The organism is Anaerolinea thermophila UNI-1, from assembly GCF_000199675.1.
GTDB classification, from domain to species: Bacteria; Chloroflexota; Anaerolineae; order Anaerolineales; family Anaerolineaceae; genus Anaerolinea; species Anaerolinea thermophila.
This window is the reverse complement of the sequence record NC_014960.1, coordinates 483,923-508,458: the sequence shown is the minus strand read 5'-3', so window position 1 is coordinate 508,458 and position 24,536 is coordinate 483,923. Positions and strand designations below refer to the sequence as shown.

The following is a 24,536-nucleotide window of genomic DNA, read 5'->3' as shown; positions in this document are numbered from 1 at the left end:
GGAGTTTGCCCATGAATATCACCCCGCAAACCCGCATTGGCGAACTTCTGCGCGAATACCCTGCTCTGGAGGAAGACCTGATTCGTATCGCCCCTGCGTTCAAGAACCTGCGCAACCCCGTCCTGCGCCGTACCATCGGACAACTGGCGACACTGGAGAAGGTCGCCCAAATCGGCAATGTGACCGTGCTGGAACTTGTGAATACCCTGCGGCGGGCAGTCGGTCAGCCGGAGATGGCAACACTCCACGATGTACCTCGGAATTTAAAAGTTTCTCGTTTGGAAGAAGACCCGGACTGGATACAGGGCGAGCCGCAACTGGTCATCAACGGCACAGAATTGCTTCAGCGCGGCGAAGTGCCTCTGGTGCAGGTGAACGCTGTGCTTCCCTCTCTGGAAAACGGGCGCTACCTGTTGTTAATTTCCGATTTCGAACCCGCGCCCTTACTGGATGCCCTTCAAAAACAGGGCTGTCGGGTGCATCACCGTGTAAACCCGGAGGATACCCGTCAACACTGGACATTCATCTCTCGCCTGTAACCCCCATACCAAAAAGCCATATTTTGGGAGGAATAACAGCCTCGGAAACAATTCCGGGGCTATTTTTTTATCAACTAATCTCATGACAATAATCACTAGAATTAACCCCTCAAATTCGTTGTACAATAAAAACAGATTCCGGTAAAATTGTGCCAACGGCTATTGTATAGACAACCTAACTGTGCAATCCTCAGTAGCCCTACTCGATGAAAAAAGGAGGTGAGTGGCGGCGGTTTTGTTTTTATTTTTCCAACCTTTTCCATCTCAAACATCTGTACTGTTCATGTGAAGGAGGAGACTGTTTATGAAAAACCGTGTTCTGTTGCGCGCAGTGGCGCTGTTGGTCTTCGTTGCCATACTGTTGGGCGCCTGTCAGCCCTCGGCGGCTACACCGGAAAAAGTAGGCGAATTCCAGATCCCCGAAATTCAAAAAGGCAAATTCAACGTTGCCATGGTGCTGATTGGCCCGCACGACGATGGCGGCTGGTCGCAGGCCCACTACGAAGGCTTGCTCTATGTGGAAAAGAACGTGCCCAATGTGCATGTGGCATACATTGAAAACGTGCCCGAAGGCGCCGACTCTGAACAGGTCTTCCGCGCCCTCTCCCGTAAAGGCTTCAACCTGATTTTCGGTACATCCTTCGGCTTTATGGATCCGATGGAAACGGTTGCCAGCGAGTTCCCCAACATCACCTACATTCACATTTCGGGCTATAAGTCCAACGAAAAGAACTTCGGCAACCTGTTTGGCGCCATGGAAACCATGAAGTACCTGGCGGGCATGCTGGCGGGCGCGCGCGCCAAGATGGACGGCAATCCCAAACTGGGCTACATGGCAACCTTCCCCATTCCGGAAGAACTGCGCCTCGGGAACGCCATCGCGCTGGGTATGCGCAAGACCTGCCCCGAATGCACCATGGACGTGCGCTGGATCAACACCTGGCATGACCCGGTGAAAGAGAAGGAAGCCGCCGCTTCGCTCTTCGATGCCGGCGCGCAGGTGGTTTTCACCGGTGCCGATACCCCCGCCGTGGCGGATGTGGCTACCGAGAAGGGCAAATGGGGCGTCACCTACGACTGGGTGGGCTCCTGCAAAGCCGAGCGCTGTCTCACTGCGCCGTACTGGAACTGGGGTCCGGTGTATGCCAAGATCACCCAGGGCGTTATCGACAAGACCTACAAACCCGGTTGGGATTACTTTGATGCCGACTCGGGCGGCTTGGGCTTGTTCGGTTTCATGGAAGGGCAAACCTACCCCAAGGGCGTTGCCGAATTACCGCCTGAGGTGATTAACGAAGTCAAAGACCTGGTTGCCAAGTCGCTCAAGGGCGAATTCACCCGCTTTGATGTCTTCAAAGGTCCCATCAAGGACAACACCGGCAAGGTGATTGTTCCCGAAGGCGAATCGCTCCAGCAAATTGACCTGGATCAGTTCCCCGAGATGGGACTGGGATGCAAGTACTGCATGAAATGGTGGGCTGAAGGCATTACCGCTGAACTGCCGCAGACTCAATAATGCCGATGCTGGTTCGTTTCAATCGTGTGAGTTAAACTGATCAAGTTCGCAGGGTGCGCCTGAAGGTGCATCCTGCGAACACCTTTTAGAGAAACCGACGAGGGCTCATGGAGGCGGTAGAAAAATCTCAGGAAAAACCCATTGCCGTGCAGATGAGCGGCGTTGTCAAGCACTTTCCGGGCGTTCTGGCAAACGACCACGTGGATTTCACCCTCTTTAAGGGAGAGATTCACGCTTTGCTAGGGGAGAACGGCGCAGGCAAAAGCACCCTGATGAACATTCTGGCAGGGCTGTATCGCCCCGATGCCGGGACGATTGTGGTCAGCGGAAAAACTTGCACATTCAACTCCCCCCGCGATGCCATTCACGCCGGCATTGGGATGATTCATCAACATTTCATGCTGGTGCCGTCCATGACGGTCACCGAGAACATCCTGCTGGGTTTGGAAGAGCCGCGTTTCCGTCTACGCTTATCCCACTATGATGAACAAATTCGCGCGCTGGGGGAACGCTTTGGCATGCGCGTGGATCCCAAAGCGCGCATCTGGCAACTCTCGGTGGGCGAGCAACAGCGCGTGGAGATTCTCAAGATGCTTTACCGCGGCGCGGAGATCCTCATTATGGATGAACCAACCGCCGTGCTTGCCCCCGCCGAAGTGGAGGAACTGTTCCACACCCTGCGGCGCATGCGCGAAGAAGGTAAATCCATCATTTTCATCAGCCACAAACTGAACGAGGTGACCGCCATCGCCGACCGGGTGACCGTTCTGCGCCGCGGCAAGGTGACTGCCGCCGGACTGCCACTGGCAGGCGTCTCCCGTGCGGAATTGGCGCGCCTGATGGTAGGACGCGAGGTGGTCTTCAACCTGCAAAAGAAACCCGTTCAACCCGGCGAGGTAGTGCTTAAAGTAGAAAACCTGCACGCGCTTAACGACCGCGGCTTACCTGCTCTGCGCGGGGTGAGTTTTGAGGTGCGCCGCGGGGAAATCGTCGGGCTGGCTGGGGTGGCGGGCAACGGTCAGCGGGAACTGGCAGAGGTCATTACCTGCCTGCGCAAAGCCGAAAAAGGGCATATCTGGGTCGGCGGCGAGGAAATTACCAACTGCAATGTAAGCAAAGGCATTCGCAAGGGCATTGCTCACATCCCCGAAGACCGCACGCACGTGGGTACAGCGCCCAACCTGAGCGTGACCGACAATGTCATCCTCAAGAAGTACAAAGAACCCCCCATTGCCAACGGCTGGATGCTCAATCAGGTGGCGGCAACCGGCTATGCCGAAGACCTGAAAAAAGGATTTGAAATTCTCGTTCCTACCGTGGAAACGCCGGTCCGCCTGCTTTCAGGGGGCAACCTGCAAAGGGTGATTCTGGCACGGGAAATTTCCGCCCAACCGCAACTGCTGATTGCTGTGCAACCTACCCGCGGGCTGGATGTGGGCGCAATTGAGGGAGTGCATCGGCTACTGCTGGCTCAGCGCGAGGCGGGAGCCGCCATTTTGCTCATTTCGGAAGAACTGGAGGAGTTAATCGACTTGAGCGACCGCATTTTGGGAATCTACGAAGGGCAAATCATGGGAGAAGTCACCGACGGTAACCTTGAAGCCATTGGCTTGATGATGACCGGTACCCGTCTGGAAAATGCTCCCGCTGTCCCGGAGGTGCGCCATGAATAAATCCGCCCTGACACGTAGCAAAGCCAACTGGCTGCCTTTCACGGTAGAACTGGAGCCGCGCCTGACACCCCCGCCGGGCTGGTTTTCGTGGGTCTTGACGATTGGCATGGTCATCTTTGCCCTGCTGATTGGCGCGCTGGTGATTGCCTTTGCGGGAGGAAATCCCTGGGCGGCATACTCCCACATCGCCCGCTCTTCTTTCGGCAGTATTGGCGTGCTCTCCGATACGCTGGTCAAAGCCATTCCGCTGATGATTGTCGGGCTTGCCTGCACCATCGCTTTCCGCATGCGCATCTGGAACATCGGCGCCGAGGGTCAGTTCTTCCTGGGCGCGTTTGGTGCCAGCGCGGTGGTACTCACCCCCATTTTGCCCGCCGATTCCCCGCAGTGGCTGTTCATCCTCACCATGCTCATCTTCGGCATGGCGGCAGGCGCAATCTGGGGATTCATCCCCGGCTACCTGAAAGCCAAATTCAAGGTCAATGAGGTCATCTCCACGCTGATGCTGAACTACATCGCCGTCTCGTGGAATAACTACTGGATTTACGCCGTCTGGACGGAAGGCGGCTTTCAAATGTCCAAAATGTTCCCGCGCAACGCCTGGCTTCCCCGCCTGACCGATTTTGCCGACCGCGTGCCTGCCTTTGGCGGACTGACCGTACACTTTGGCTTGATTCTGGCGCTCATTGCTGCCGTAGTGGTCTGGCTGATTCTGTACCGCAGTCAGTGGGGCTATGAAATCCGCGTGGTAGGCGACAACCCGCCCACAGCCAATTATGCCGGCATCCCCATCGCCCGCAATACCGTGCTGGTGATGATGCTTTCGGGCGCGCTGGCAGGGTTGGCAGGCATGTCGGAAATCAGCGGGGTGGTGCACCGCCTGCAGGGAGCTATCTCTCCCGGGTACGGCTACACCGGCATCATCGTGGCATGGCTGGCAAAACTCAATCCCTTTGCCGTCATCCCGGTTGCGATTTTCTTCGGCGCGCTCATCCTTGCCGGGCGGGAAATTCAACCTTCGGGCATCCCCAAGATGATTCAGGGCATCATTCTGGTTTGTCTGATTGCCAGCGATTTTCTGATGCGCTACGAAATTCGCATTCGCCGCAAAGGAGAAGCATAAGCCATGGACCTCATCATCGTTTTACAGGCAGGGGTTGCTACCGGAACGATTTTGCTGTTTGCTACCCTGGGCGAAATCTTCGCCGAACGCTCAGGGGTAATGAACCTGGGCGTGGAAGGGATGATGCTGTTGGGAGCCATGAGCGCTTTCAGCATTGCCACCCGTACCGGCAATCCATGGCTGGGACTGCTGGTTGCCATGCTGGCGGCGGGGCTCATCAGCCAGATTCATGCATTCATCTCCATTACCCTGCAAGCCGATCAGGTGGTGAGTGGGCTTTCGCTGGGCTTCCTTGCCACCGGTTTGAGCCTAGTGCTGGGCGAAGGGCTGAGCAAAGCCGGGACGATCACGCTGATTCCATCCTGGACCGTGCCTGTGCTGAGCCAGATTCCCATCCTCGGTCCCATCTTCTTCACCGACCACAAACTGCTGGTGTATGCGGGCTACATCATCATCCCGCTGGCGTGGTACTACATTAACCATACCCGTCCAGGCTTGCATCTGCGCGCGGTCGGCGAGTACCCCGCCGCGGCGGACTCGCTGGGGGTAAACGTGTACGCCCTGCGCTACCTGTACGTCTTGGTGGGCGGGGTGTTTGCCGGACTGGCAGGCGCTACCATCAGTTTGGCAATTGCGCCGGGCTGGTTCAGTGAATTAACCACCGCCGGGCAGGGCTGGATTGCCATCGGTCTGGTCATTTTTGCGCAGTGGGATCCCCTGCGCGCCGCCTTTGGCGCATATGCCTTTGGAGCCCTGCGCCGTCTGGTGCTGGATATCCAGGCGCCGATGATGCTGTTCGGCTTCCGCAACCCCTTCTATTACAATCCGTACTGGGGCTTTTTCCTGGAAATGCTTCCCTACGCCTTTACCATCATCGTGCTGGTGATTGGCTCGCGCGAAGCCATCCGCCGCCGATTGGGAGCGCCAACCGCGCTGGGCATCCCCTACATCCGCGGAGAACGCGGCTTATAGGGTAAAATTTACAAGAGGCGTCTCATGGAAAGCAAAATCCCCCCTGCCTTTGCCGATCTGGTCTCCCGCGAGAAAAAAGCGCTGGCATACCTGGCGCTGGTCAGACGGGACGGCTCTCCGCAGGTCACCCCTGTCTGGTTTGATTTTGACGGCACTTACTTTATCTTCAATACCGCCCGCGGCAGGGTCAAAGACCGCATTCTGCGCCGTCACCCCAAAGTGGCGTTTGTTATCCAGGATCCCGATAATCCCTACCGCTATTTGCAGGTCAGCGGTCGGGTGGTGGATGAGGATGAAAACAACGCCGTGGAGCAAATCCGCGATTTGTGCGAGAAATACCATGGGCACCGCTACTTCAAAATTGCAGAAGGTGAAACCCGGGTGACCTACCGCGTGCTTCCCGAACGAGTGCAGGGCATGGGATAACTCCTCAACGAAAGGAATTAAATGACGCGAGCAACCTTTCAAGGCTATCGTTGCAGTCTCTGCGGGGCAGAATTTGCCCCGCAGGATTGGCTTTACACCTGCCCTCACGATGGGGGCAATCTGGATGTGGTGCTGGATACTCCCGCGATTCGGCAGCAAACTTCCCCCCGCCAGATTTCCGCGCAAACGGAACCGTCTCTCTGGCGCTATTTGCCGCTTTTGCCGGTGGATGACCCGGGCGGGCAGGGAACCCCCCTGCGCACGGCAGGCTGGACGCCGCTCTACTCCCCCCCGGCGCTGAAAGCGCAAACCAGTTTGCATGCCCTGTGGGTCAAGGATGAAGGGAAAAACCCCACGGCGTCTTTCAAAGACCGCGCCAGCGCCGTGGTGGTTGCCCGCGCGCGGCAGATTGGCGCCGAAGTGGTGGTGACGGCTTCTACCGGCAACGCAGGCGCGGCGCTGGCAGGCATGGCGGCGGCAGTGGGTCACCGCGCCGTCATCTTTGCCCCGCGTACAGCCCCGCCCGCCAAAATTGCCCAGCTGCTGGTGTTCGGCGCGCAGGTCATTCTGGTGGATGGCAATTACGACAACGCCTTTGACCTGACCGTACAAGCCGCGCAGGAATTTGGCTGGTACTGTCGCAACACCGGCTATAACGCTTTTACCGCCGAAGGAAAGAAAACCGCCGCGCTGGAGATTTTTGAACAGGTCATCCTGCCCAACCGTCTGGATCGCCCCCTGTGTGTCTTCGTCTCGGTGGGCGATGGCAATATCATCTCCGGCATTCACAAAGGCTTTAAAGACCTGTACGCGCTGGGCTGGCTGGAGACCATGCCGCGTCTGTTTGGCGTGCAAAGCACCGGCTCGGCGGCGGTTGCCAATGCCTTCTTTGCCGGAACGGAAGAGATTACTCCCGTGCAAGCCGCCACACTTGCCGACAGCATCTCGGTGGATTTGCCGCGCGATGGCGTGCGGGCGGTGCGCGCGGCGCGTCAAACCGGCGGAGCGTACGTACTCGTCTCCGATGACGCTATCCTGCAAGCCATCGCCGCGCTGGGCAAAGCCGGCATCTTTGCCGAACCGGCGGGCGCAACGGCGTATGCTGGTTTGCTCGAAGCCCTGAAGTCCGGGCAAATCCAGCCGGATGACCCCGTGGTGGTCATCAACACCGGCTCCGGCTTGAAGGATGTGAAATCTGCCATGCGGGCGGTGACGGAAGCACCTGTCATTGAACCGAATTTGAACGCTCTTAAGCGTTTGCTGGAGAAAAATCTGCGTTAAGCACCCTTTTAAACCCTGCGGAACCGGACAACCCGCAGGGTTTTTGAATGACAAATGACGCAGACTGAATTGTCAGTCAACTGGAAGAGTGCGATATAATTCTTGCAGGAAATGCCTATGAAACCTGTTTTTTCCATCATTGCCCCGATTTTCAACGAGCACGACTCCCTTCCTGAACTACACCGCCGGGTGAGCGCCGTCATGGACGGCCTGGGCGAACCCTGGGAACTGATTCTGGTGGACGATGGCTCTTCGGACGGCTCTACTGACCTGATTCGTCAACTGGCAGAGCAGGATGAGCGTGTCCGTCCGGTCATCTTTGCCCGCAACTTTGGGCATCAAATTGCCGTGACCGCCGGGCTGGACTACGCCCGCGGTGACGCTGTAGTCATCATTGATGCTGACCTGCAAGATCCACCGGAGGTGATTCCCGACCTGGTAGCGCGCTGGCGGGAAGGCTATGAGGTGGTGTACGCCGTGCGCACCGAGCGCGAAGGCGAATCATGGTTCAAACTCTTCACCGCCTCATTGTTTTACCGCATCATCTTCCGTATCACCGATGTCAAAATTCCCATGGATACCGGCGATTTCCGCCTGCTCGACCGCAAAGTGGTCAACGTGCTGAAGACCATGCGCGAACGCCATCGCTTCCTGCGCGGTATGGCGGCATGGGTGGGGTTCCGGCAAATCGGTGTGCCTTACAAACGCGCGGCACGCTTCGCGGGAAGTACCAAGTATCCTTTCAAGAAAATGCTCCGGCTGGCGCTGACCGCCATCACCGGCTTTTCGTACTTCCCCCTGCAGGTGGCTACCTATCTGGGGTTCATCTCCGCTGGACTGGCGTTGATTTTCATCCCCATTGTGGTCATCGAGCGCCTGGTGGGCAATCAAGCCTTCTTCGGGCAGGCCACCACGCTGGTCAGCGTGCTGTTTTTGGGCGGTGTACAGTTGATTTCCCTGGGCATTTTAGGCGAATATATCGGGCGCATTTACGATGAGGTCAAAGGCAGGCCCCTGTACATTGTGCGCGAAGCGCCCGAGAACGATTCTTCTCATCCTCAATCGTAAGAAAGGAAATCCATGGCAACCATTGACTTGACCGTTCACCCCGACCGACTGGAGCGCGCCGTCCAGCGCGCCCGCGAACGCGGCATTATCATCCCCACCTTTGCGCAGATGAAAGACCCCACCCGCATTCCGGAGAAAATCCGCGAGCAGTTGAAGCAAACCGGCTTGTGGGATGTCACCCCCGTCAACCTCTTTCGCATCACCTGGAAGAACGAGCCCAAGCCCTTCGGCGGGTTGTTTGGCGGGGTGAATTATATTGAATTCCCCTCCAGCCTGACCGGCGTACCGGCGCGCATCATCGCTTTGGTAGGCAAATGGTTCCCCACCGGCGCGCACAAAGTGGGCGCGGCGTTTGGCTGTCTGGTGCCGCGGCTGGTCACCGGTCAGTTTGACCCCACCTCGCAGAAAGCCGTCTGGCCCTCCACCGGCAATTACTGCCGCGGCGGTGCATACGACTCGGCGCTGTTAGGCTGTCAGTCCATCGCCATCTTGCCGGAAGGCATGAGCCGCGAGCGCTTTGAGTGGCTTTCGCGCATTGCTGGGGAAGTGATTGCCACTCCCGGAAGCGAGTCCAACGTCAAGGAAATTTTTGACAAGTGCTGGGAACTGCGCCGCTCGGGCGAAGACCTGATGATCTTCAACCAGTTTGAGGAATTTGGCAATTACCTGTGGCATTACGAAGTTACCGGTCATGCCATGGAAGAAGTCCTGCGCAGTGCGCTGGGTTCCAACGATGCCTACCGCGGCGTGGCGCTGACGACCGGCTCGGCAGGCACCATCGCCAGCGGCGATTACCTCAAACAGGTGTACCCCACCAGCAAGATCATCGCCTCGGAAGCCCTGCAATGCCCCACCCTTTTGCAAAACGGTTTCGGCGCGCACCGCATCGAGGGCATTGGCGATAAACACGTGCCCTGGATTCATAACATCAAGAACACCGATATCGTGGTTGCCATTGACGATAATGACGTGGTCAAGATTATGCGCCTGTTTAACGAGCCGGTTGGACAGGAATACCTGCAACGCAAGGGCGTTCCGGTAGAGACCATCGAAAAATTGAATCTGCTGGGCTTCTCCGGCATTGCCAACGTACTTTCGGCAATCAAATTTGCCAAATACTATGAACTGACCGGTAACGATGTGGTTCTGACCGTGCTGACCGATTCGATGGAACTGTACGGCACGCGCATTGAAGAATACCGCGAGCAGTTTGGCGAGTTCACCCCGTCTGATGCCGCCGAAGCCTTTGCCGGCGCGCTACATGGCGTGCGCACCGACGCGCTCATCGAACTCTCTTACGCCGAGCGCAAGCGCATCCACAACCTCAAGTACTACACCTGGGTGGAACAGCAGGGCAAGACCTACGAGGAAATTCAAGCCCAGTGGTATGACCCCAACTACTGGACAGACATTCAGCGCCAGGTAGGCGAGATTGACGCCAAAATCGAAGCCTTCAACCGCATGGTGGGCTTGCTGTAAAATCAACATGAGCGCCGTTCGCGGGAACGGCGCTCTTTGTTCGGGGAAAGACCATGCCGCCAGCCGAAACCGACCTGATTCTGGTTGCCTACTTGCCCGCACCGCGCGATTGGGAAATTGCCCGCGTGCTGGGCTGGTACCGCATCCCCCTGCGCCATGCCCCCAAAGTCATCGAAGTGGACTATCTGGCGTTTTATCAGGGCGCGGCGTTTGGCGAAGAACACCGCTGGCGCATCGAATACATTGCACCCGTGCGCGGGCACGAATTGACCACCCGTGCCGCGCTGTTGCGCGACGAGCCGCATCATCCCCGCGCGCATGAGGAGTATTACAAAGTGCAGTTGGGCGCGCCGGAGCGCCTGCCCGCGCCGATTCCGGCAGGGCACTGGAAGCGCATCACCTTTCTCTATACTACCGGAGAGCGCCTGCTGAGCGCGCGCTCCCTCGCCGATCTAACCGTGCGGGACGAAGAAGAGCGTCAAGTGTTGTGGCGCTCCCTGCGCGACCGCGCAATTCAGGGGGGCAGTTACCGTGCCGAAGACCTGCCAGAAGTGCCACTTGACCCTGCTCTGCTGGCACTGCTGGGCGGGATGGATCTCCAACCGTAAGCCGTAAAAACGCCTCCCCGCAGGGTATCCTGCGGGGAGGACGGTTAAGATGCAGACTGAGGCTCATTTCTTCTGCAGGGGCGTGCGGCTTTGCCACCAGGCAAACACCAGCAACAGCACGATGCCAGCCAGTACAGCCACCAAACCGAGGATGTCGTTACCAGCGTTCATCTCTCACCTCCATACATGTAAAGGCTTGACCTGCGATGACGCTTGACGAACGAACAGTCCCGCGGTTTCTGTCCGGTTTTAAGGTGCCGTTTGCCTCTCCAGCCGTGCCTTTGCCTGAGCGATCCAGTCTTCGGGGCTGGCGTTGGGAAGGCGCAGAGCCGACTGACTCAGCACTTCCCGCAAAGAATCCGGCGAAGATTGCACCAGGTGCGCAAAGGTGCGGATGCCCGCCTGAGCCAGCACCACGGCAGTTTTGGGTCCAATACCCCGGATGACCGTCAGGTCATCGGCGGGGAGAGGGGCATCTTCTTCCGGCGGGAGCACAATGCTTGGGGCAGGCGGAGAAACCGCGGGACCCTGTTGATGCACCCGCTTGCGGCGTTCAAGCAGTAAAAGGGCAAACAGCCCTGCCAGAAGCCCCATCAGCGGGAACGCAAGCCACCATGCCACCCCACCGCGTCGTTGATGCATGATTCACCTCCACTTGTATTATAGAGAAATCATCCGGGATTTTCCAGTAGATTTGTAAAATTCCCTGTTGACAAACCTTCAGTATTTTTCTATACTATTTTCAGATGACCGGTAACATGACCGGTCACATCCCACACCTGAGCCTTTATGAAACGATCCCGTCCCAACATCCGCGACGTTGCCGCGCTGGCGGGCGTATCCCACCAGACAGTTTCTCGTGTCATCAACGGTGATGAGCGCGTGACTGAAGAGACCCGCCAGAAGGTAGAAGCCGCCATTCTGCAGTTGGGCTACCGCCCCAGTTCACTGGCGCGCTCCATGGCATACGGACGCACCTTTACGCTGGCTTTTGTGGCACTGAACTTCACCGATTACACCTTTTCCAGCATGCTGGACGCTGCCGAGTCGGAAGCCCGCCAGCACAACTACTTTACCCTCGCCATTTCGGCGGGAGAAAACAGCAACTACGCCGAACTGGTCAATCAATTGTTCGGTCATCAGCGCGTGGACGGCATGATTGTCGTGGGACCTTCTCTGGTGGAGCATCACGCCGAACTGGCGCACGAAGCGCCGGTAGTATGCATCACTCCGAGGCGCATCTCCGATTTACCCCACACTGTGGACAGCGATAACCGTCAGGGCGGCTGGCTGGCAACCCGCCACCTGCTGGAACTGGGACATCGAAACATCGGCATGATTACCGGACCACAAAATCAGGTCAGCGTACAGGAACGCATGGAAGGATATTGCAAAGCCCTGCAGGAAAGGGGGGTAACCTCTCCTGTCGAGTGGATTGTTGAAGGGGATTGGAGCGCAACCTCTGGATACCATGCTTTTGAGGCGCTTTACCCGCAGGGGGTAAGCGCCATTTTTGCCCAAAATGACCGCATGGCGATTGGCTGTATCCGCGCCGCACGCGATCACGGCGTGAACATTCCCGAAGACCTTTCCATCATCGGCTTTGATGACATTCCTCTGGCATCCTACTTTGATCCACCCCTGACGACCATACGCCAGGACACCGCTGAACTGGGACGCCAGGCGGCGCGTCTTTTGCTGGAATTGCTGAAAAATCCTCAACTGCCGCCCCGTCACACCGTCATCCCCACGCAGTTGATTGTCCGAAAATCTACCTGCGCTTTTCAGGAAAGGAGGTGATGCTTCGTTTCAGAACAGGAAGCAGTTTTTTCAAACATTTTTCAATATCCAAGTGATTTCTCAAGGAGGAAGGAGTCTGTATGAAAATCCGTTTCTTTACTCTGTTCAGCATGTTAATGCTGGTTGTAATGGTGTTCAGCGCCTGCGCGCCCGCCGCTACCCCCACCCCCGAAAAGGTTGTTGAGACAGTCGTGGTGGAAAAAGAAAAAGTTGTGGAAAAGACCGTTGAGGTGCAAAAGGTGGTGACAGCTAACGTCATCACCTACAACTCGTACAACGGCGATCCCAAACCGCGCGCCTTCGATGAGAGCGTGGTGAAGATGTGGAACGAAGCCCATCCCGAGATGCCGGTAGAACATTCCATCATCGCCCACGAGGACTTCAAGCAAGCCATCCGCGCTTACCTGACCGCCGATCCCGCCCCGGATGTGCTGACCTGGTTCGCCGGAAACCGCGCCCGCTTCTTCATCGACAAGGGCTTAATCCTTGACCAGACCAAGATGTGGGAAGATGCCAAACTCAACGAGGTGTACGCTCCCGGTTTCCAGGCGCTGGCAACCTATAACGACAAGAAATATTTCCTGCCGACCAGTTACTACTGGTGGGCAATTTACTACCGCAAGTCCCTGTTTGCCGAGGCTGGCATCGAAAAAGAGCCTGAAACCTGGCAGGATTTGCTGGACGCCTGCGACAAACTGAACGCCAAGGGCATCACCCCCATCACCATCGGTGCGCGCTTCAAATGGCCTGCCGCGGCGTGGTTCGATTATCTGAACATGCGCGTCAACGGTCCGCAGTTCCACATTGACCTGACCGACCTTAAAGTCCCCTACACTGATCCCAAAGTACGCAAGGTCTTCGACTACTGGAAGGAACTGATTGACCACAAGTGCTTCATTGAAGACCCCGCCGCTTACGACTGGCAAGAAGCCATTGACCCGATGGTGCAGGGCAAAGCCGCCATGTATCTGATGGGCGCGTTCATCACCGATTCGTACCCGGATGAGGCAGAAGCCGATCTGGACTTCTTCCGCTTCCCCATCATTGACCCGAACCTGCCGGTTGGCGAAGACGCCCCCACCGACGGTTACTTTGCTTCAGCCACGGCGCGCAACCCCGAGGGCGCGTTAGCCTTCATGGCATTCCTCGGCTCCAAGGAAGTCCAGCAGAAAGCCTTTGAGGAACTGGGACGCCTGCCCACCCGCACCGATGTGGACATCTCCAAAGCCACACCCGCCACGCAGAAAGGCATCAAACTGATTCAGTCTGCCGATTACATTGCCCAGTTCTACGACCGCGACACCACTCCGCCGATGGCGGAAGCCGGTATGGATGGCTTCATGCGCTTCTGGGATGACCCGACCCAGATTGACCAGATTCTGGCTGATCTGGAAGCCGAGCGCCAGCGCATTCTGTCCGAAGGACAGTAAAGATTTGATTTGAGTTCTGGACGGGCTCTCTGGTTATACGCATAGAGAGCCCGTCCTTCCCTCTCTCACCCTGCGAGGTGCGACATGCCGTCTTCCCGTGCGATGCGCGATTATTCCACCGCCAACCTTTTTACCCTTGTCCTCGGCACGCTTTTATTAATCACCTTCATTTTTCTGCCATGGTTTGGGACGGCCCCCGCCCAAAACGGGGCAAGGATTTTCTCGGATAACCTCTATCAGGTTCCGGGGGCAATTCCCGCTCCGCTCATCTGGCTCATTCCCATCGCCACCCTGGGGATTCTGGGGTTTGGCTTGTGGGGCATCCTGACCCCTGAACGCGACCGCCTGGCGGCTTTGTTGGCGGCATTTTGCGCTTTTCTGGGCTTGCTCTACTTTGCCCGTATTTTCGTAGAACCCTCATTGCTGGGTGGAAAAGCCACCCCTGGGGTGGGCTTCTGGATTTCCCTGTTCTCGCTTCTGCTCACCCTCTTCAATCTCCCCATCACCGGTCCGGAAGTAGCCCGTCTCTTCCAGCCCCGAAAGGGAAGCCGCCGTGGCATCGATCCGCGTTTCATCCCCTATCTCTTTCTGATTCCCTCTCTCACTCTGTACCTGGTGTGGATTATCGGTCCTACCTTTTACACCTTCTACCTGAGCCTGACCAATTGGGACGGCGTATCCACTCCGGGGTTCATCGGATTTGCCAATTTCCAGCGGCTGTTCACCCGTGACCGTAACTTCACCGAGGCGCTGGTCAACAACATCCGCTGGCTGTTAATTTTCATCTCCGTCCCCACTACCCTGGGTTTGCTGATGGCAATGATTTTCAATCAGGAAATGTGGGGCAGTCGTTTTTACAAAGTCAGCCTTTACCTGCCGCTGGTGCTTTCCCTGCCCGTCATTGGCTTAATCTGGTCGTGGGTGTACAACCCCCGTCTGGGACTCATTAATAGCCTGCTGAGCCTGCTGGGAGCGACGGATTTACCCGGCTGGCTGGGCGACCGCAAATTAGCCATCTGGTGCGTCATTGCCGCGGCGGTGTGGCGGCAGGTGGGCTACGTGATGGTGCTGTACCTGGCAGGGCTAAAAAATGTAGATCCCATGCTGATTGACGCCGCTCATGTGGACGGCGCCGACCGCTGGCAATTGTTCCGCCATGTCATCTTCCCCCTGCTGGCGCCGGTTACCACCATTGTGGTGGTCATCTCGGTCATCGACTCCCTGCGGGCGTTTGACCTGGTGGCAATCATGACACGCGGAGGACAAAGCACTCAGGTGCTGGCAAACTTCATGTACATTGAAGCCTTCAACAACTACCGCATGGGCTACGCCGCCGCCATCGCCGTGGTGCTGTTCTTTCTGAGCATGGTGTTCATCGGCTTCTACCTGAGCATCGTCATCCGCGATGAACTGGAATATTAAAAGGTGGTCAAGATGAGCGCACTTTCATCCGCTGTTTCTCAAAACCGCGTCCCTTCGCTGGGATGGTTGAAAAGCGGGGGCAAATACACCCTGCTGACCCTCTTTGCCCTGCTCTGGCTTCTGCCGGTCATCGCCGCGGTGGTCACCTCTTTCCGCACCATGGATGACATCACCACGCACGGGTTCTGGAGCATACCGCAGACCGTCACCACGCAGAACTTTGTCAAGGCGTGGGTCAATGCGCGGGTCAACAAGTACCTGCTGAACAGTTTCATCATCACCATCCCCTCGCTCTTCGGCATGCTCTTTTTGTCCTCGATGGGAGCGTATGCGCTGGCACGCTTCAAATTCAAAGCCAACCTGCCGCTGTACTTCATGTTCGTGGCAGGCACGATGCTGCCGTTCCAGATTCTCATGCTTCCGGTCTTCCGCCTGACCAATGCCCTGGGATTGTACGACTCGTACGGCGCGCTGATTCTCATCCACACGGCGTTCCAACTGGGCTTCTGCACCTTTGTTCTGCGCAATTTCATGCGCACCGTCCCCGGCGATATTCTGGACGCCGCCCGTGTGGATGGGTGCAGTGAGTTCCGCATCTACTGGCAAATTGTGCTTCCGCTGACCCTGCCGGCGCTGGCGGCGCTGGCAACCCTGGAATTTACCTGGGTATTTAACGATTACCTCTGGGCAATCATCCTGCTCCGCGCCGACACCCTGCGCCCGGTAACGGCGGGTCTGGCAACCCTGCGCGGGCAGTACAATACCGACTGGCCCGTCATTACCGCCGGAGCGCTACTGGCAACCATTCCCACGCTGGTGGTATTCGTCTTCCTCCAGCGCTACTTCATCCAGGGGTTGACCTTAGGGTCAAGCAAATAAAACAGGTCTTAAAACACAAACGCCCGCAAAATACTCTGCGGGCGTTTCTTTTTTAACCGATATTCCTAATGCTTCTTGTGTCCGTTGCGTTTGGGGCAGAAGTGTCCCTCGGGGTCCATCGGCTCGCCACAATAGGGACAAAGCGGACGACCGCGCGCCGCCACTTCCAAGCCCCAGCGCGCCATGGCGCGAATCTGCGAGCGCGTGCACCAGAAGCGCACCACCCCCGCGCGTTCTTCCATAGAGGCGGGATCTTCCCCCATTTCCTCTTCTGCCACCAGTTCACGGGCGATTAAGATCACCCGGTCATTGTCAGAGTCATAAGCCAGCGCCAGTTCGCCCACCCGAAAGAGCGGATCGACCGGCGGGGTAATGTGCATTTTGGACTCATCGTACTCCGCCGCAGGCGCGCTCAGATGGGGAAAACGGTTGGCAATTTCCTGTAGAAATTCCTCCACCCCCAGTGCCAGGGTTTGAATTTGAATCTTCTCCACAATCAGCGTGACCACCTGATCGTCCTTCACGCCCTGAATGTAGAACACCCGTTTGCCGGGCTGTCCAATCGCATCGGTGGTAATGTGATCCACCGGATTCAAGTCCAGTTCAAAACGCGGCATACCTCAATTCCTTTCTTTTAGTATACCAGTTCCGGCTGTATCTGCTCATCCCACTGTATCACCTCTACCTGAGGGTCAGGGAACAGTTCCCCCAGCAGTTGACGAATCATGCGCCGGAAAGCCTCTCCATCTCCGGTAGTCAGGAAACGCACGGGGGCAGGTTGATTTCCCTCCACCAGCCAGCCGTGCGCTTCCAGCACCCGGCGGGTTTGGCGCGCCACCGCAGGGGCAGGGTCAATCACCCGCACCTGCTCGCCGACAATCTGCTGGATGAGGGGAATGACAAAGGGGTAATGGGTGCATCCCATGACTACCGTATCCATACCGCGCGCCAGCATGGGAAGCAAAGCATTTTCCAGAATCCGGCGGGTTTCCTCCCCCGCCAGGTTGCCAGCCTCAATTTGCTGAACCAGTCCGGCACAGGTATCCTGCAACAGCGTCACCCCCTGGGCAAAGCGCTCCACCACCGAGGCATACAGCGCCCCCTGGAAGGTTGCCGGAGTTGCCAGCACGCCCACCACCCCCGATTGGGTGGTCTCGGCGGCGGGTTTGACCGCCGGTTCCATGCCCACAAAGGGCGTTTCCGGGAAGGTCTGGCGCAGGTGAAAAAGCGCCGCCGCCGAAGCGGTATTACACGCCACCACAATCACCCGGGCGCCCTGGGCGATGAGAAAACGGGCAATGGACTGGGAAAAGCCGCGCACTTCTTCGAGCGGACGCGGTCCATACGGCACGTGTGCCTGATCCGCCAGATAGATGACCGGCTCGGCAGGCATGAGCGCGCGGATGGCGCGCAGAACCGAAAGCCCGCCTACTCCGGAATCGAACACGCCAATCATAGCCGTATTGTATCCTTATTTTCGCTGGCTGGCGGCTCGAATGAACGCCGAGAATAACGCCCGTTGGGGAGCATGTTCCTGCAACCACTCCGGATGCCACTGTACCCCAATGGCAAAGGGATGTCCCTCGACCTCCACCGCTTCCACCAAACCGTCCGGGGCGTGCGCTGTCACCCGCAGAGAGGGCGCCACCTTGGAAATGCCCTGGTGATGCAAACTATTCACTTCAAAATGCGTCCCCCCCAGCATCTGTGCTAGCCGGCTTTGAGCCTCTATCTCCACGGCATGTGCCAGGGTGTTGCGGGGAAAGTCTGGATAATAATCGTGCTTCAATGCGCCGGGCTTTTGATCGGCGATATCCGAGTACAGCGTGCCCCCAAGGGCAACGTTCATCACCTGCGCCCCCCGACAGATGCCCAGCAGGGGCGTAGACGTTTCCAGCGCCAGGTGTACCAGGGTTATTTCTAAGGAATCCCGTTCAGCCTGAATGTCATACACCCGGGGGTGGGGTTCTCCCCCATACAGGTTAGGGTCAATATCGCCGCCGCCAATCAGCAACACCCCATCCAGGCGTTGCAACAAAGCCGGGAGTTTTTCCGCCGGGTACACCGGCGGAATCAACACAGGCATCCCTCCCGCACGTTGAACAGCATGAATATAGGAAAAAGGGGTAGAATACCAGTGGGTTTGACCCGGTTCTCCCTCTTTTCGGATGCTGGTGATTCCAATCAAGGGCAAGGTCATCTCTTCCTCCATCAGGGTAAAACATCAATGCGTCAAAAACTGAAACACAAAAAGGTGCAGTCAAATCAGACTGCACCTTAAAGTTTACACCACCATGAGGATTAGAAGCGCTGTTTGAGGCGGGCGCTCTTACCCGTGCGATTGCGCAGGTAGAACAGACGAGCGCGGCGTACTTTGCTGTGGCGTTCCACCACCACCTTCTCAATGCGCGGCGAGTAGGTGAGGAAGGTGCGCTCCACACCGATGCCGTTGGAAGCCACGCGGCGCACAGTGAAGGTAGAACCGGCACCCGCGTTCTTGGTAAACAGGACTGTGCCTTTAAACTCCTGAACGCGCTCCCGGTTACCTTCTTTGATTTTTACATGCACACTCACCACGTCGCCGGGTCGCAACGGTGGAACGTTCGGATTGGGCTGGGGTTCAATTGCTTTCAAAATTTGCTCGCTCATGGTTAAATAATCCTTCCATGGTTATAATGGCTCATTTCAGTACCGCCCGTAGGCGCAAGGCGGGATTATATCATGGGAATGGTGACAGGTAAAGGGTTTTTTCACCCCGTTTTTCACCTCACCCCCAACCCCGGAAAAAGATTATATCGCTAAAACAGGTGACTCGACAAACCTTTGGTTGATGGTAGAATCAGAGCATGAAAGTTGCATACATGCGGGAAACTGTGGAGAGGGGGGCGATCAGGAAATACAGGTTTTCTCTCTCCCGTTCCCGGGTCTGGTTGGGAACCCCGCGCGAACCTTTTGCAGGTAAGTGGGGTTGAGGAAAGAGGAGTGATCCACTATGTCAGGAATGGAACGTTTTACCCAAAGGGCGCGGCGCGTGCTCAGTCTGGCTCATCAGGAAGCCGAGCGCCTGCGCCAGGACACAATCAACACGGAACACTTACTGTTGGGCTTGATCGAGGAAGATGGTGGAATTGCCGGTCGAGTTCTGCGCGAGTTAGGACTGGAGCCTGACCGTGTGCGCGAGATGGTCGAGCGCCTGGGCGGCATTGGCACCTACCGCGGCGGGAAAATCGACCTCGCTCCCGGCACTCAACAGGTACTGGAATACGCCATTGAAGAAGCCCGCCGCATGGGGCATCACTACATTGGCACCGAGCACCTCTTGCTCGGGCTGGTGCGCTCCACCGATGGACTGGGTATGGAAGTGTTGCGTAAACTGGGCGTCACCGCCGAGCAAATCCGCCGCCAAACCCGGCGCATCCTGCAGGAAAGCAGTTCTGCACCCACCGGCGCGCCCGCCGGAACAGCCCCGGCAAGCGGACGCCCTGCCTCTGCCCGGCAGGAAAAGGAACGTCCCAAAACTCCGCTGGTGGATCAACTGGCGGTGGATTTAACCGCCAAAGCCGAAGAAGGCAAACTCGACCCGGTCATCGGACGTCAGATGGAAATTGAGCGCGTCATTCAAATTCTGGCGCGCCGTTCCAAGAACAACCCGGCGCTCATCGGTGAGCCCGGTGTAGGCAAGACCGCCATCGTCGAAGGGCTGGCTCAGCGCATCGTCGAAGGCGATGTGCCGCCGCTGTTGCTGGGCAAGCGCGTCCTGCAACTGGATGTGGGTTCGCTGGTGGCTGGCACCATGTACCGCGGTCAGTTCGAGGAACGCCTCAAGCGGGTGATTGACGAACTGAAATCTTCGGGCGCCATCCTGTTCATTGACGAAGTGCACATGCTGGTCGGCGCAGGCGCGGCGGGTTCCTCGGTGGATGCCGCCAACATCCTCAAGCCGGCTCTGTCGCGCGGCGAACTGCAGGTCATCGGCGCGACCACGCTGGACGAGTACCGCAAGCACATCGAAAGCGATGCCGCGCTGGAGCGCCGCTTCCAGCCCATCATCGTCAACGAGCCTTCCATTGAGGAAACCATCGAAATCCTCAAGGGCATCAAGACGGCTTACGAGGAACATCACCGCCTGACCATCACCGATGAAGCCCTGGAAGCCGCCGCCAAACTTTCGGCGCGCTACGTCACCGACCGCTTCCTGCCCGATAAAGCCATTGACCTGGTGGACGAAGCCGCCTCGCGGGTGCGCATGTATAAGAGCAGTGCCGCGGCAACTGCCCGCGAGATCATGAAGAAACTGCGCGAGGTGCGCCAGAATCATGCCCTTGCCGTCGAAGATGGGCGCATGGACGACGCGCAGGAATTTCTGGAGAGAGAAGCCGAACTGGAAGAACAACTGGAGCGCCTGCGCACCGGCTGGGATCGCGCCGCCAGCCCCAAGGTGACTGCCGACGACATCGCCGAGGTGGTCTCCATGTGGACGGGCGTGCCGGTGATGCAGATGGCAACCGAAGAGTCCGAGCGTTTGCTCCACATGGAAGAAGAACTGCGCAAACACATTGTGGGACAGGACGAAGCCATTGACGCCATCGCCAAAGCGGTGCGCCGCGCCCGCGCCGGACTGAAAGACCCGCGCCGTCCCATCGGCTCGTTCATCTTCCTCGGTCCCACCGGCGTTGGCAAGACTGAACTGACCAAAGCCCTGGCTCGCTTCATGTTCGGGAGCGAGGAAGCCCTCATTCAACTGGACATGAGCGAATTCATGGAACGCCACACCGTCAGCCGTCTGGTAGGCGCGCCGCCCGGATACGTGGGCTACGAAGAAGCCGGTCAACTTACCGAAGCCATCCGCCGCCGCCCGTACTCCATCGTGGTGTTCGATGAAATCGAAAAAGCCCACCCCGAAGCCCACAACATGCTCCTGCAAATCATGGAAGAGGGGCACCTCTCGGATGCCAAGGGGCACAAGGTGGACTTCCGCAACGCCATCATCATCATGACCTCGAACATCGGCGCGGATATGATCAAACGCCAGACTTCGCTGGGCTTCCCGCTGGCGAAGGACCAGACCAAAGAAGAGCAGGAAGCCTATGAGGACATGCGCAAGAAACTGCTCGACTCCCTGCGGCGGGTGTTCCGCCCCGAGTTCATCAACCGTCTGGACTCGGTCATCGTCTTCCGGGCCCTCAACCGCGAGCACATCCGCCAGATTGTCAACCTGGAACTCAACAAGGTGGCGGAGCGGCTCAAGGAAAATGGCATCACCCTGCGGGCAACCGAAGCCGCACTGGACAAACTGGCAGAAGAGGGCTACGATCCCGAAATGGGCGCGCGTCCGTTACGCCGCGTCATCCAGAACAAGGTGGAAGACCGCCTGTCCGATCTGGTGCTGGCGAAGGAATTCAACCCCGGCGATGAGGTGCTGGTGGATCTCGATCCCGAGACCAACGATATCATCCTCTGCCGCTCAGAGGAAAGCCCTCAAGAGCCTGAACAAGCCCTCAACGTAGGCTAAAATCAACCTCCAAAAATCACACCCCCGGCTGTCTGTCGGGGGTGTGTTGATTCGATTGCCTTGAAGGAAGCGCTACGCTTTAACCGCCAGATACTCCGCGCCGCGCTTGATGGCTTCAATGTTGAGAGGCAGCAAACGTTGATGCCGCGCAGGCATGTGCGCCTCCAGCGTCCGGACCAGTGCCTCCAGCGACAGGATGGGCAGGTTAGCCAGCAGTGCGCCGAGCATCACCATGTTGGTCATGCGGCGGTCACCCAGTTCCTCGGCAATCTCGTTGCCCGGCACCATCACCCAGTGAATATCGGTGCGGGCGGGCTGGCGGTTGACCATCGAGGCATTGACAATCAGCACGCCGCCGCTCTTGACCAGCGGCTCGTATTTATCCAGCGAAGGCAGATTCATGGCAATGACCGCCTGCGGATGCTTGACCAGCGGCGAGCCAATCTCTTCATCGGAAATGACCACCGTGCAGTTCGCCGTACCGCCGCGCATTTCCGGACCGTACGAGGGAATCCAGGTCACTTCTTTACCCGCATCCATGGCGGCGTAAGAAAGCAACTGTCCGGCAAACAGCACACCCTGCCCGCCAAACCCGGAAACGATGATTTCTGTCTGCATATCTGTTTCCTCCCTTAGATGCGAATCTGCGCCACCGTTGGAGCGACTTTGAAATCGCCGAGCGGATAATACTCAATCATGTGCTCTTCAAGCCAGTGGAGCGCATCCACCGGGGTCATGCCCCAGTTCGTCGGGCAGGTGGAGAGGAATTCCACCATGGAAAAGCCCAGCCCCTGGGCTTGCACCTCCAGCGCGGTGCGGATGGCTTTCTTTGCCAGACGGATATTCTTGGGGTCGTGCAGACTGCGGCGCACCACATAAGAAGCCCCTTCCAGCGTCGCCAGCAATTCGGCGGCACGGATGGGATACCCGGCGGTTTCCACGTCGCGCCCGCTGGGCGACGAGGTAGTGCGCTGACCGGGCAAAGTGGTGGGCGCCATTTGTCCACCGGTCATGCCGTAGTTGGCGTTGTTGATGAAGAACACGGTGATGTTCTCCCCACGGGCGGCGGCATGCACCACCTCTGCCATGCCGATAGACGCCATATCGCCATCGCCCTGGTAGGTGACCACAAAACGGTCGGGCAACACGCGTTTGATGCCGGTTGCCATGGCGGGGGCGCGTCCATGCGGCGCCTGCACCCAGTCAAAATCAAAGTAGTTATAGGCAAACACCGAACATCCCACCGAGGCAACGCCGACCATGCGGTCGCGGATGCCCATTTCGTCAATCACCTCGGCAATCAGGCGATGGGCAACACCATGCGTACACCCGGGGCAGTAATGTGTATTCACATCTGCCAGCGCCTCAGGGCGTTGATAGACGATTTCCTCCGGAAGAATTTGTTCCATGACCATCGCGCCTACCTCCTAATTCTTACCATTCATGCGCTGAAGCCAGCGTTCGCGCGGGTGCCCTTCCAGCGTCAATCCACCGGAAGCGATGCGCTGAATCTCGGCAAGGATTTCATCCGGGAAGGGCATCACCCCACCCAGGCGCCCGTAAAACTCCACCGGCTTCTGTCCGGAAACCGCCAGGCGCACGTCTTCCAGCATCTGTCCGGCGTTCATCTCCACCACCAGGAATCCCTCCACGCGTTCTGCCAATTTGCGAATATGAGCATAAGGGAAAGGACTGAGGGTAATGGGGCGTAGCAAGCCCACCGGGATGCCTTCGGCGCGGGCGGCGCGTACTGCCGAAAGCGCCACACGTCCCGCCGAACCAAAGCCAACCACCACATAGCGGGCATCGTCCATGAAGTACTCTTTGAAACGGATTTCGTTGGCTTCCACCTCCTGCCAGCGGCGCAAGAGGCGCAGGTTGGTCTGCTCCTCATCAGGGGGGTTGAGGTAAATGCTGGTGAGGATATTCTTCTCGCGCTTGCCCATCATGCCGGTTGCCGCCCATTCAGGATACACGGTCTTCACCGGGCGCATGGGGGGAAGTTCTGCCGGTTCCATCATCTGACCCAGCGAGCCATCCAGCAGAACCACAGCAACCGTGCGGTACTTCTCCGCCAGGTCAAACGCCAGCACGGTCAGGTCCACCGCTTCCTGCACGCTGGCAGGCGCCAGCACGATGAGGTGATAATCGCCATGCCCGCCACCGTGCACAATCTGATTGTAGTCGCTCTGCGCCGGGGCAATGTTGCCCAAGCCCGGACCGCCGCGCATCACATCCACCAGCACGGCAGGCACTTCGGTGCCGATGATGTAGGAAATCCCCTCCATCATTAAACTGATACCGGGGCTGGATGAAGATGTCATCACTCTCGCCCCGGTACACGCCGCTCCGTACACCATGTTGATGGCCGCAAGTTCGGACTCTGCCTGTACAAAGGCGCGTCCCAACTCGGGCATGCGCTTGGACATCCATTCCAGCAGTTCGGTCTGCGGCGTGATGGGGTAGCCAAAATATGCCTGCAACCCCGCGCGGATAGCGGCTTCGGCAATGGCTTCATTCCCTTTCAGCAATTCACGTGCCATGGGTATTCCTCCTAAGCCTCAGCGGTTTTGCGGGCTGGCGCTTTTTGCCGGTACACGGTAATGGCGGCTTCCGGACAAACTACCGCACAAATGCCACAGCCGGTGCAGCCGGGTCCTGCCAGTTCCGCCGGATGGTATCCCTTGGCGGTGAGACGATCGGGCGAGAGGCGCAATACGTGTTGAGGACAGGCGGCGACGCACAACTCGCAACCCTTACAATACAAATCGCTGACAACTATACGTCCCTGTACGGGCATTCGCAGTC

The 24,536-nt window shown here is 57.8% G+C and carries 24 protein-coding genes; 15 read left to right on the top strand and 9 right to left on the bottom strand.

Annotated features, from left to right (window positions below):
• Nucleotides 1-11: 11 nt before the first annotated feature.
• The 10 genes from ANT_RS02350 to ANT_RS02305 all read left to right on the top strand — a co-directional run bounded on the left by ANT_RS02350 (nucleotide 12) and on the right by ANT_RS02305 (nucleotide 10,685).
• Nucleotides 12-539 (top strand): DUF1858 domain-containing protein, encoded by a 528-nt coding sequence (locus ANT_RS02350; protein ID WP_013558903.1) that lies wholly within the window; start codon nucleotides 12-14, stop codon nucleotides 537-539.
• Between the two features lie 304 nt (nucleotides 540-843).
• A complete protein-coding gene (locus ANT_RS02345; RefSeq protein WP_013558902.1) occupies nucleotides 844-2,055 on the top strand; it encodes a BMP family ABC transporter substrate-binding protein in 1,212 nt (403 codons plus the stop codon).
• A 107-nt stretch (nucleotides 2,056-2,162) separates the two neighbouring features.
• Complete coding sequence (locus ANT_RS02340) at nucleotides 2,163-3,728, top strand: ABC transporter ATP-binding protein (protein ID WP_013558901.1); 1,566 nt, start codon at nucleotides 2,163-2,165, stop codon at nucleotides 3,726-3,728.
• The gene (locus ANT_RS02335; protein ID WP_013558900.1) at nucleotides 3,721-4,851 is read left to right on the top strand and encodes an ABC transporter permease; all 1,131 of its coding nucleotides are present in this window, start codon (nucleotides 3,721-3,723) and stop codon (nucleotides 4,849-4,851) included. Before ANT_RS02340 ends, ANT_RS02335 begins: the two co-directional genes overlap by 8 nt.
• A 3-nt stretch (nucleotides 4,852-4,854) precedes the next feature.
• Nucleotides 4,855-5,823: an ABC transporter permease gene (locus tag ANT_RS02330; RefSeq protein ID WP_013558899.1), complete on the top strand. Its 969-nt coding sequence runs from the start codon at nucleotides 4,855-4,857 to the stop codon at nucleotides 5,821-5,823.
• A gap of 24 nt (nucleotides 5,824-5,847) precedes the next feature.
• Complete coding sequence (locus ANT_RS02325) at nucleotides 5,848-6,249, top strand: PPOX class F420-dependent oxidoreductase (RefSeq protein WP_013558898.1); 402 nt, start codon at nucleotides 5,848-5,850, stop codon at nucleotides 6,247-6,249.
• Nucleotides 6,250-6,270: 21 nt separating this feature from the next.
• The gene (gene thrC / locus ANT_RS02320) at nucleotides 6,271-7,530 is read left to right on the top strand and encodes a threonine synthase (protein ID WP_013558897.1); all 1,260 of its coding nucleotides are present in this window, start codon (nucleotides 6,271-6,273) and stop codon (nucleotides 7,528-7,530) included.
• A gap of 117 nt (nucleotides 7,531-7,647) precedes the next feature.
• Nucleotides 7,648-8,598, top strand: a complete 951-nt coding sequence (locus tag ANT_RS02315) for a glycosyltransferase family 2 protein (protein WP_013558896.1) — start codon at nucleotides 7,648-7,650, stop codon at nucleotides 8,596-8,598.
• Between the two features lie 12 nt (nucleotides 8,599-8,610).
• Nucleotides 8,611-10,077 (top strand): pyridoxal-phosphate dependent enzyme, encoded by a 1,467-nt coding sequence (locus ANT_RS02310; protein ID WP_013558895.1) that lies wholly within the window; start codon nucleotides 8,611-8,613, stop codon nucleotides 10,075-10,077.
• Between the two features lie 53 nt (nucleotides 10,078-10,130).
• The gene (locus tag ANT_RS02305; RefSeq protein WP_013558894.1) at nucleotides 10,131-10,685 is read left to right on the top strand and encodes a DUF8743 domain-containing protein; all 555 of its coding nucleotides are present in this window, start codon (nucleotides 10,131-10,133) and stop codon (nucleotides 10,683-10,685) included.
• Nucleotides 10,686-10,934: 249 nt separating this feature from the next.
• On the opposite strand, the gene ANT_RS16000 is transcribed toward ANT_RS02305, so the two are convergent.
• A complete protein-coding gene (locus ANT_RS16000; RefSeq protein ID WP_013558892.1) occupies nucleotides 10,935-11,327 on the bottom strand; it encodes a helix-hairpin-helix domain-containing protein in 393 nt (130 codons plus the stop codon).
• A gap of 147 nt (nucleotides 11,328-11,474) precedes the next feature.
• Here ANT_RS16000 and ANT_RS02295 point away from each other — a divergent pair, with 147 nt between their 5' ends.
• The 4 genes from ANT_RS02295 to ANT_RS02280 all read left to right on the top strand — a co-directional run bounded on the left by ANT_RS02295 (nucleotide 11,475) and on the right by ANT_RS02280 (nucleotide 16,216).
• Entirely contained in the window at nucleotides 11,475-12,485 is a 1,011-nt protein-coding gene (locus tag ANT_RS02295; RefSeq protein WP_013558891.1) for a LacI family DNA-binding transcriptional regulator, read from the top strand.
• Nucleotides 12,486-12,565: 80 nt separating this feature from the next.
• Nucleotides 12,566-13,915: an ABC transporter substrate-binding protein gene (locus tag ANT_RS02290; protein WP_013558890.1), complete on the top strand. Its 1,350-nt coding sequence runs from the start codon at nucleotides 12,566-12,568 to the stop codon at nucleotides 13,913-13,915.
• Between the two features lie 84 nt (nucleotides 13,916-13,999).
• The gene (locus ANT_RS02285) at nucleotides 14,000-15,337 is read left to right on the top strand and encodes a carbohydrate ABC transporter permease (protein ID WP_013558889.1); all 1,338 of its coding nucleotides are present in this window, start codon (nucleotides 14,000-14,002) and stop codon (nucleotides 15,335-15,337) included.
• A gap of 12 nt (nucleotides 15,338-15,349) precedes the next feature.
• A complete protein-coding gene (locus ANT_RS02280) occupies nucleotides 15,350-16,216 on the top strand; it encodes a carbohydrate ABC transporter permease (RefSeq protein ID WP_013558888.1) in 867 nt (288 codons plus the stop codon).
• 65 nt (nucleotides 16,217-16,281) lie between these two features.
• On the opposite strand, the gene ANT_RS02275 is transcribed toward ANT_RS02280, so the two are convergent.
• The 4 genes from ANT_RS02275 to rplS form a co-directional block, all read right to left on the bottom strand.
• Complete coding sequence (locus tag ANT_RS02275) at nucleotides 16,282-16,833, bottom strand: DUF3090 domain-containing protein (protein WP_013558887.1); 552 nt, start codon at nucleotides 16,831-16,833, stop codon at nucleotides 16,282-16,284.
• 17 nt (nucleotides 16,834-16,850) lie between these two features.
• Nucleotides 16,851-17,672, bottom strand: a complete 822-nt coding sequence (murI, locus tag ANT_RS02270) for a glutamate racemase (protein WP_013558886.1) — start codon at nucleotides 17,670-17,672, stop codon at nucleotides 16,851-16,853.
• Between the two features lie 15 nt (nucleotides 17,673-17,687).
• Nucleotides 17,688-18,416, bottom strand: coding sequence for a gamma-glutamyl-gamma-aminobutyrate hydrolase family protein (locus tag ANT_RS02265; protein WP_041454520.1), 729 nt, complete (start codon nucleotides 18,414-18,416; stop codon nucleotides 17,688-17,690).
• Nucleotides 18,417-18,517: 101 nt separating this feature from the next.
• On the bottom strand, nucleotides 18,518-18,865 hold the full coding sequence (gene rplS / locus ANT_RS02260; RefSeq protein ID WP_013558884.1) for a 50S ribosomal protein L19: 348 nt from the start codon (nucleotides 18,863-18,865) through the stop codon (nucleotides 18,518-18,520).
• 343 nt (nucleotides 18,866-19,208) lie between these two features.
• On the opposite strand from rplS, the gene ANT_RS02255 reads away from it, so the two are divergent.
• Entirely contained in the window at nucleotides 19,209-21,728 is a 2,520-nt protein-coding gene (locus ANT_RS02255) for an ATP-dependent Clp protease ATP-binding subunit (protein ID WP_013558883.1), read from the top strand.
• 72 nt (nucleotides 21,729-21,800) lie between these two features.
• Here ANT_RS02255 and ANT_RS02250 read toward each other — a convergent pair whose 3' ends face one another.
• The 4 genes from ANT_RS02250 to ANT_RS16910 are packed head-to-tail and all read right to left on the bottom strand — an operon-like array spanning nucleotide 21,801 to nucleotide 24,528.
• The gene (locus tag ANT_RS02250) at nucleotides 21,801-22,346 is read right to left on the bottom strand and encodes a 2-oxoacid:ferredoxin oxidoreductase subunit gamma family protein (RefSeq protein ID WP_013558882.1); all 546 of its coding nucleotides are present in this window, start codon (nucleotides 22,344-22,346) and stop codon (nucleotides 21,801-21,803) included.
• A 14-nt stretch (nucleotides 22,347-22,360) separates the two neighbouring features.
• Nucleotides 22,361-23,143 (bottom strand): thiamine pyrophosphate-dependent enzyme, encoded by a 783-nt coding sequence (locus ANT_RS02245; protein WP_013558881.1) that lies wholly within the window; start codon nucleotides 23,141-23,143, stop codon nucleotides 22,361-22,363.
• A gap of 12 nt (nucleotides 23,144-23,155) precedes the next feature.
• Entirely contained in the window at nucleotides 23,156-24,271 is a 1,116-nt protein-coding gene (vorB, locus tag ANT_RS02240; protein WP_013558880.1) for a 3-methyl-2-oxobutanoate dehydrogenase subunit VorB, read from the bottom strand.
• 11 nt (nucleotides 24,272-24,282) lie between these two features.
• Entirely contained in the window at nucleotides 24,283-24,528 is a 246-nt protein-coding gene (locus tag ANT_RS16910) for a 4Fe-4S dicluster domain-containing protein (RefSeq protein ID WP_013558879.1), read from the bottom strand.
• Nucleotides 24,529-24,536: the final 8 nt, after the last annotated feature.

Excerpts from the sequence above, each read along its gene's own strand:
- ANT_RS02350 (WP_013558903.1), top strand. The coding sequence starts at position 12 with ATGAATATCACCCCGCAAACCCGCATTGGCGAACTTCTGCGCGAATAC.
- ANT_RS02345 (WP_013558902.1), top strand. The coding sequence starts at position 844 with ATGAAAAACCGTGTTCTGTTGCGCGCAGTGGCGCTGTTGGTCTTCGTT.
- ANT_RS02340 (WP_013558901.1), top strand. The coding sequence starts at position 2,163 with ATGGAGGCGGTAGAAAAATCTCAGGAAAAACCCATTGCCGTGCAGATG.
- ANT_RS02335 (WP_013558900.1), top strand. The coding sequence starts at position 3,721 with ATGAATAAATCCGCCCTGACACGTAGCAAAGCCAACTGGCTGCCTTTC.
- ANT_RS02330 (WP_013558899.1), top strand. The coding sequence starts at position 4,855 with ATGGACCTCATCATCGTTTTACAGGCAGGGGTTGCTACCGGAACGATT.
- ANT_RS02325 (WP_013558898.1), top strand. The coding sequence starts at position 5,848 with ATGGAAAGCAAAATCCCCCCTGCCTTTGCCGATCTGGTCTCCCGCGAG.
- thrC (WP_013558897.1), top strand. The coding sequence starts at position 6,271 with ATGACGCGAGCAACCTTTCAAGGCTATCGTTGCAGTCTCTGCGGGGCA.
- ANT_RS02315 (WP_013558896.1), top strand. The coding sequence starts at position 7,648 with ATGAAACCTGTTTTTTCCATCATTGCCCCGATTTTCAACGAGCACGAC.
- ANT_RS02310 (WP_013558895.1), top strand. The coding sequence starts at position 8,611 with ATGGCAACCATTGACTTGACCGTTCACCCCGACCGACTGGAGCGCGCC.
- ANT_RS02305 (WP_013558894.1), top strand. The coding sequence starts at position 10,131 with ATGCCGCCAGCCGAAACCGACCTGATTCTGGTTGCCTACTTGCCCGCA.
- ANT_RS16000 (WP_013558892.1), bottom strand. The coding sequence starts at position 11,327 with ATGCATCAACGACGCGGTGGGGTGGCATGGTGGCTTGCGTTCCCGCTG.
- ANT_RS02295 (WP_013558891.1), top strand. The coding sequence starts at position 11,475 with ATGAAACGATCCCGTCCCAACATCCGCGACGTTGCCGCGCTGGCGGGC.
- ANT_RS02290 (WP_013558890.1), top strand. The coding sequence starts at position 12,566 with ATGAAAATCCGTTTCTTTACTCTGTTCAGCATGTTAATGCTGGTTGTA.
- ANT_RS02285 (WP_013558889.1), top strand. The coding sequence starts at position 14,000 with ATGCCGTCTTCCCGTGCGATGCGCGATTATTCCACCGCCAACCTTTTT.
- ANT_RS02280 (WP_013558888.1), top strand. The coding sequence starts at position 15,350 with ATGAGCGCACTTTCATCCGCTGTTTCTCAAAACCGCGTCCCTTCGCTG.
- ANT_RS02275 (WP_013558887.1), bottom strand. The coding sequence starts at position 16,833 with ATGCCGCGTTTTGAACTGGACTTGAATCCGGTGGATCACATTACCACC.
- murI (WP_013558886.1), bottom strand. The coding sequence starts at position 17,672 with ATGATTGGCGTGTTCGATTCCGGAGTAGGCGGGCTTTCGGTTCTGCGC.
- ANT_RS02265 (WP_041454520.1), bottom strand. The coding sequence starts at position 18,416 with ATGACCTTGCCCTTGATTGGAATCACCAGCATCCGAAAAGAGGGAGAA.
- rplS (WP_013558884.1), bottom strand. The coding sequence starts at position 18,865 with ATGAGCGAGCAAATTTTGAAAGCAATTGAACCCCAGCCCAATCCGAAC.
- ANT_RS02255 (WP_013558883.1), top strand. The coding sequence starts at position 19,209 with ATGTCAGGAATGGAACGTTTTACCCAAAGGGCGCGGCGCGTGCTCAGT.
- ANT_RS02250 (WP_013558882.1), bottom strand. The coding sequence starts at position 22,346 with ATGCAGACAGAAATCATCGTTTCCGGGTTTGGCGGGCAGGGTGTGCTG.
- ANT_RS02245 (WP_013558881.1), bottom strand. The coding sequence starts at position 23,143 with ATGGTCATGGAACAAATTCTTCCGGAGGAAATCGTCTATCAACGCCCT.
- vorB (WP_013558880.1), bottom strand. The coding sequence starts at position 24,271 with ATGGCACGTGAATTGCTGAAAGGGAATGAAGCCATTGCCGAAGCCGCT.
- ANT_RS16910 (WP_013558879.1), bottom strand. The coding sequence starts at position 24,528 with ATGCCCGTACAGGGACGTATAGTTGTCAGCGATTTGTATTGTAAGGGT.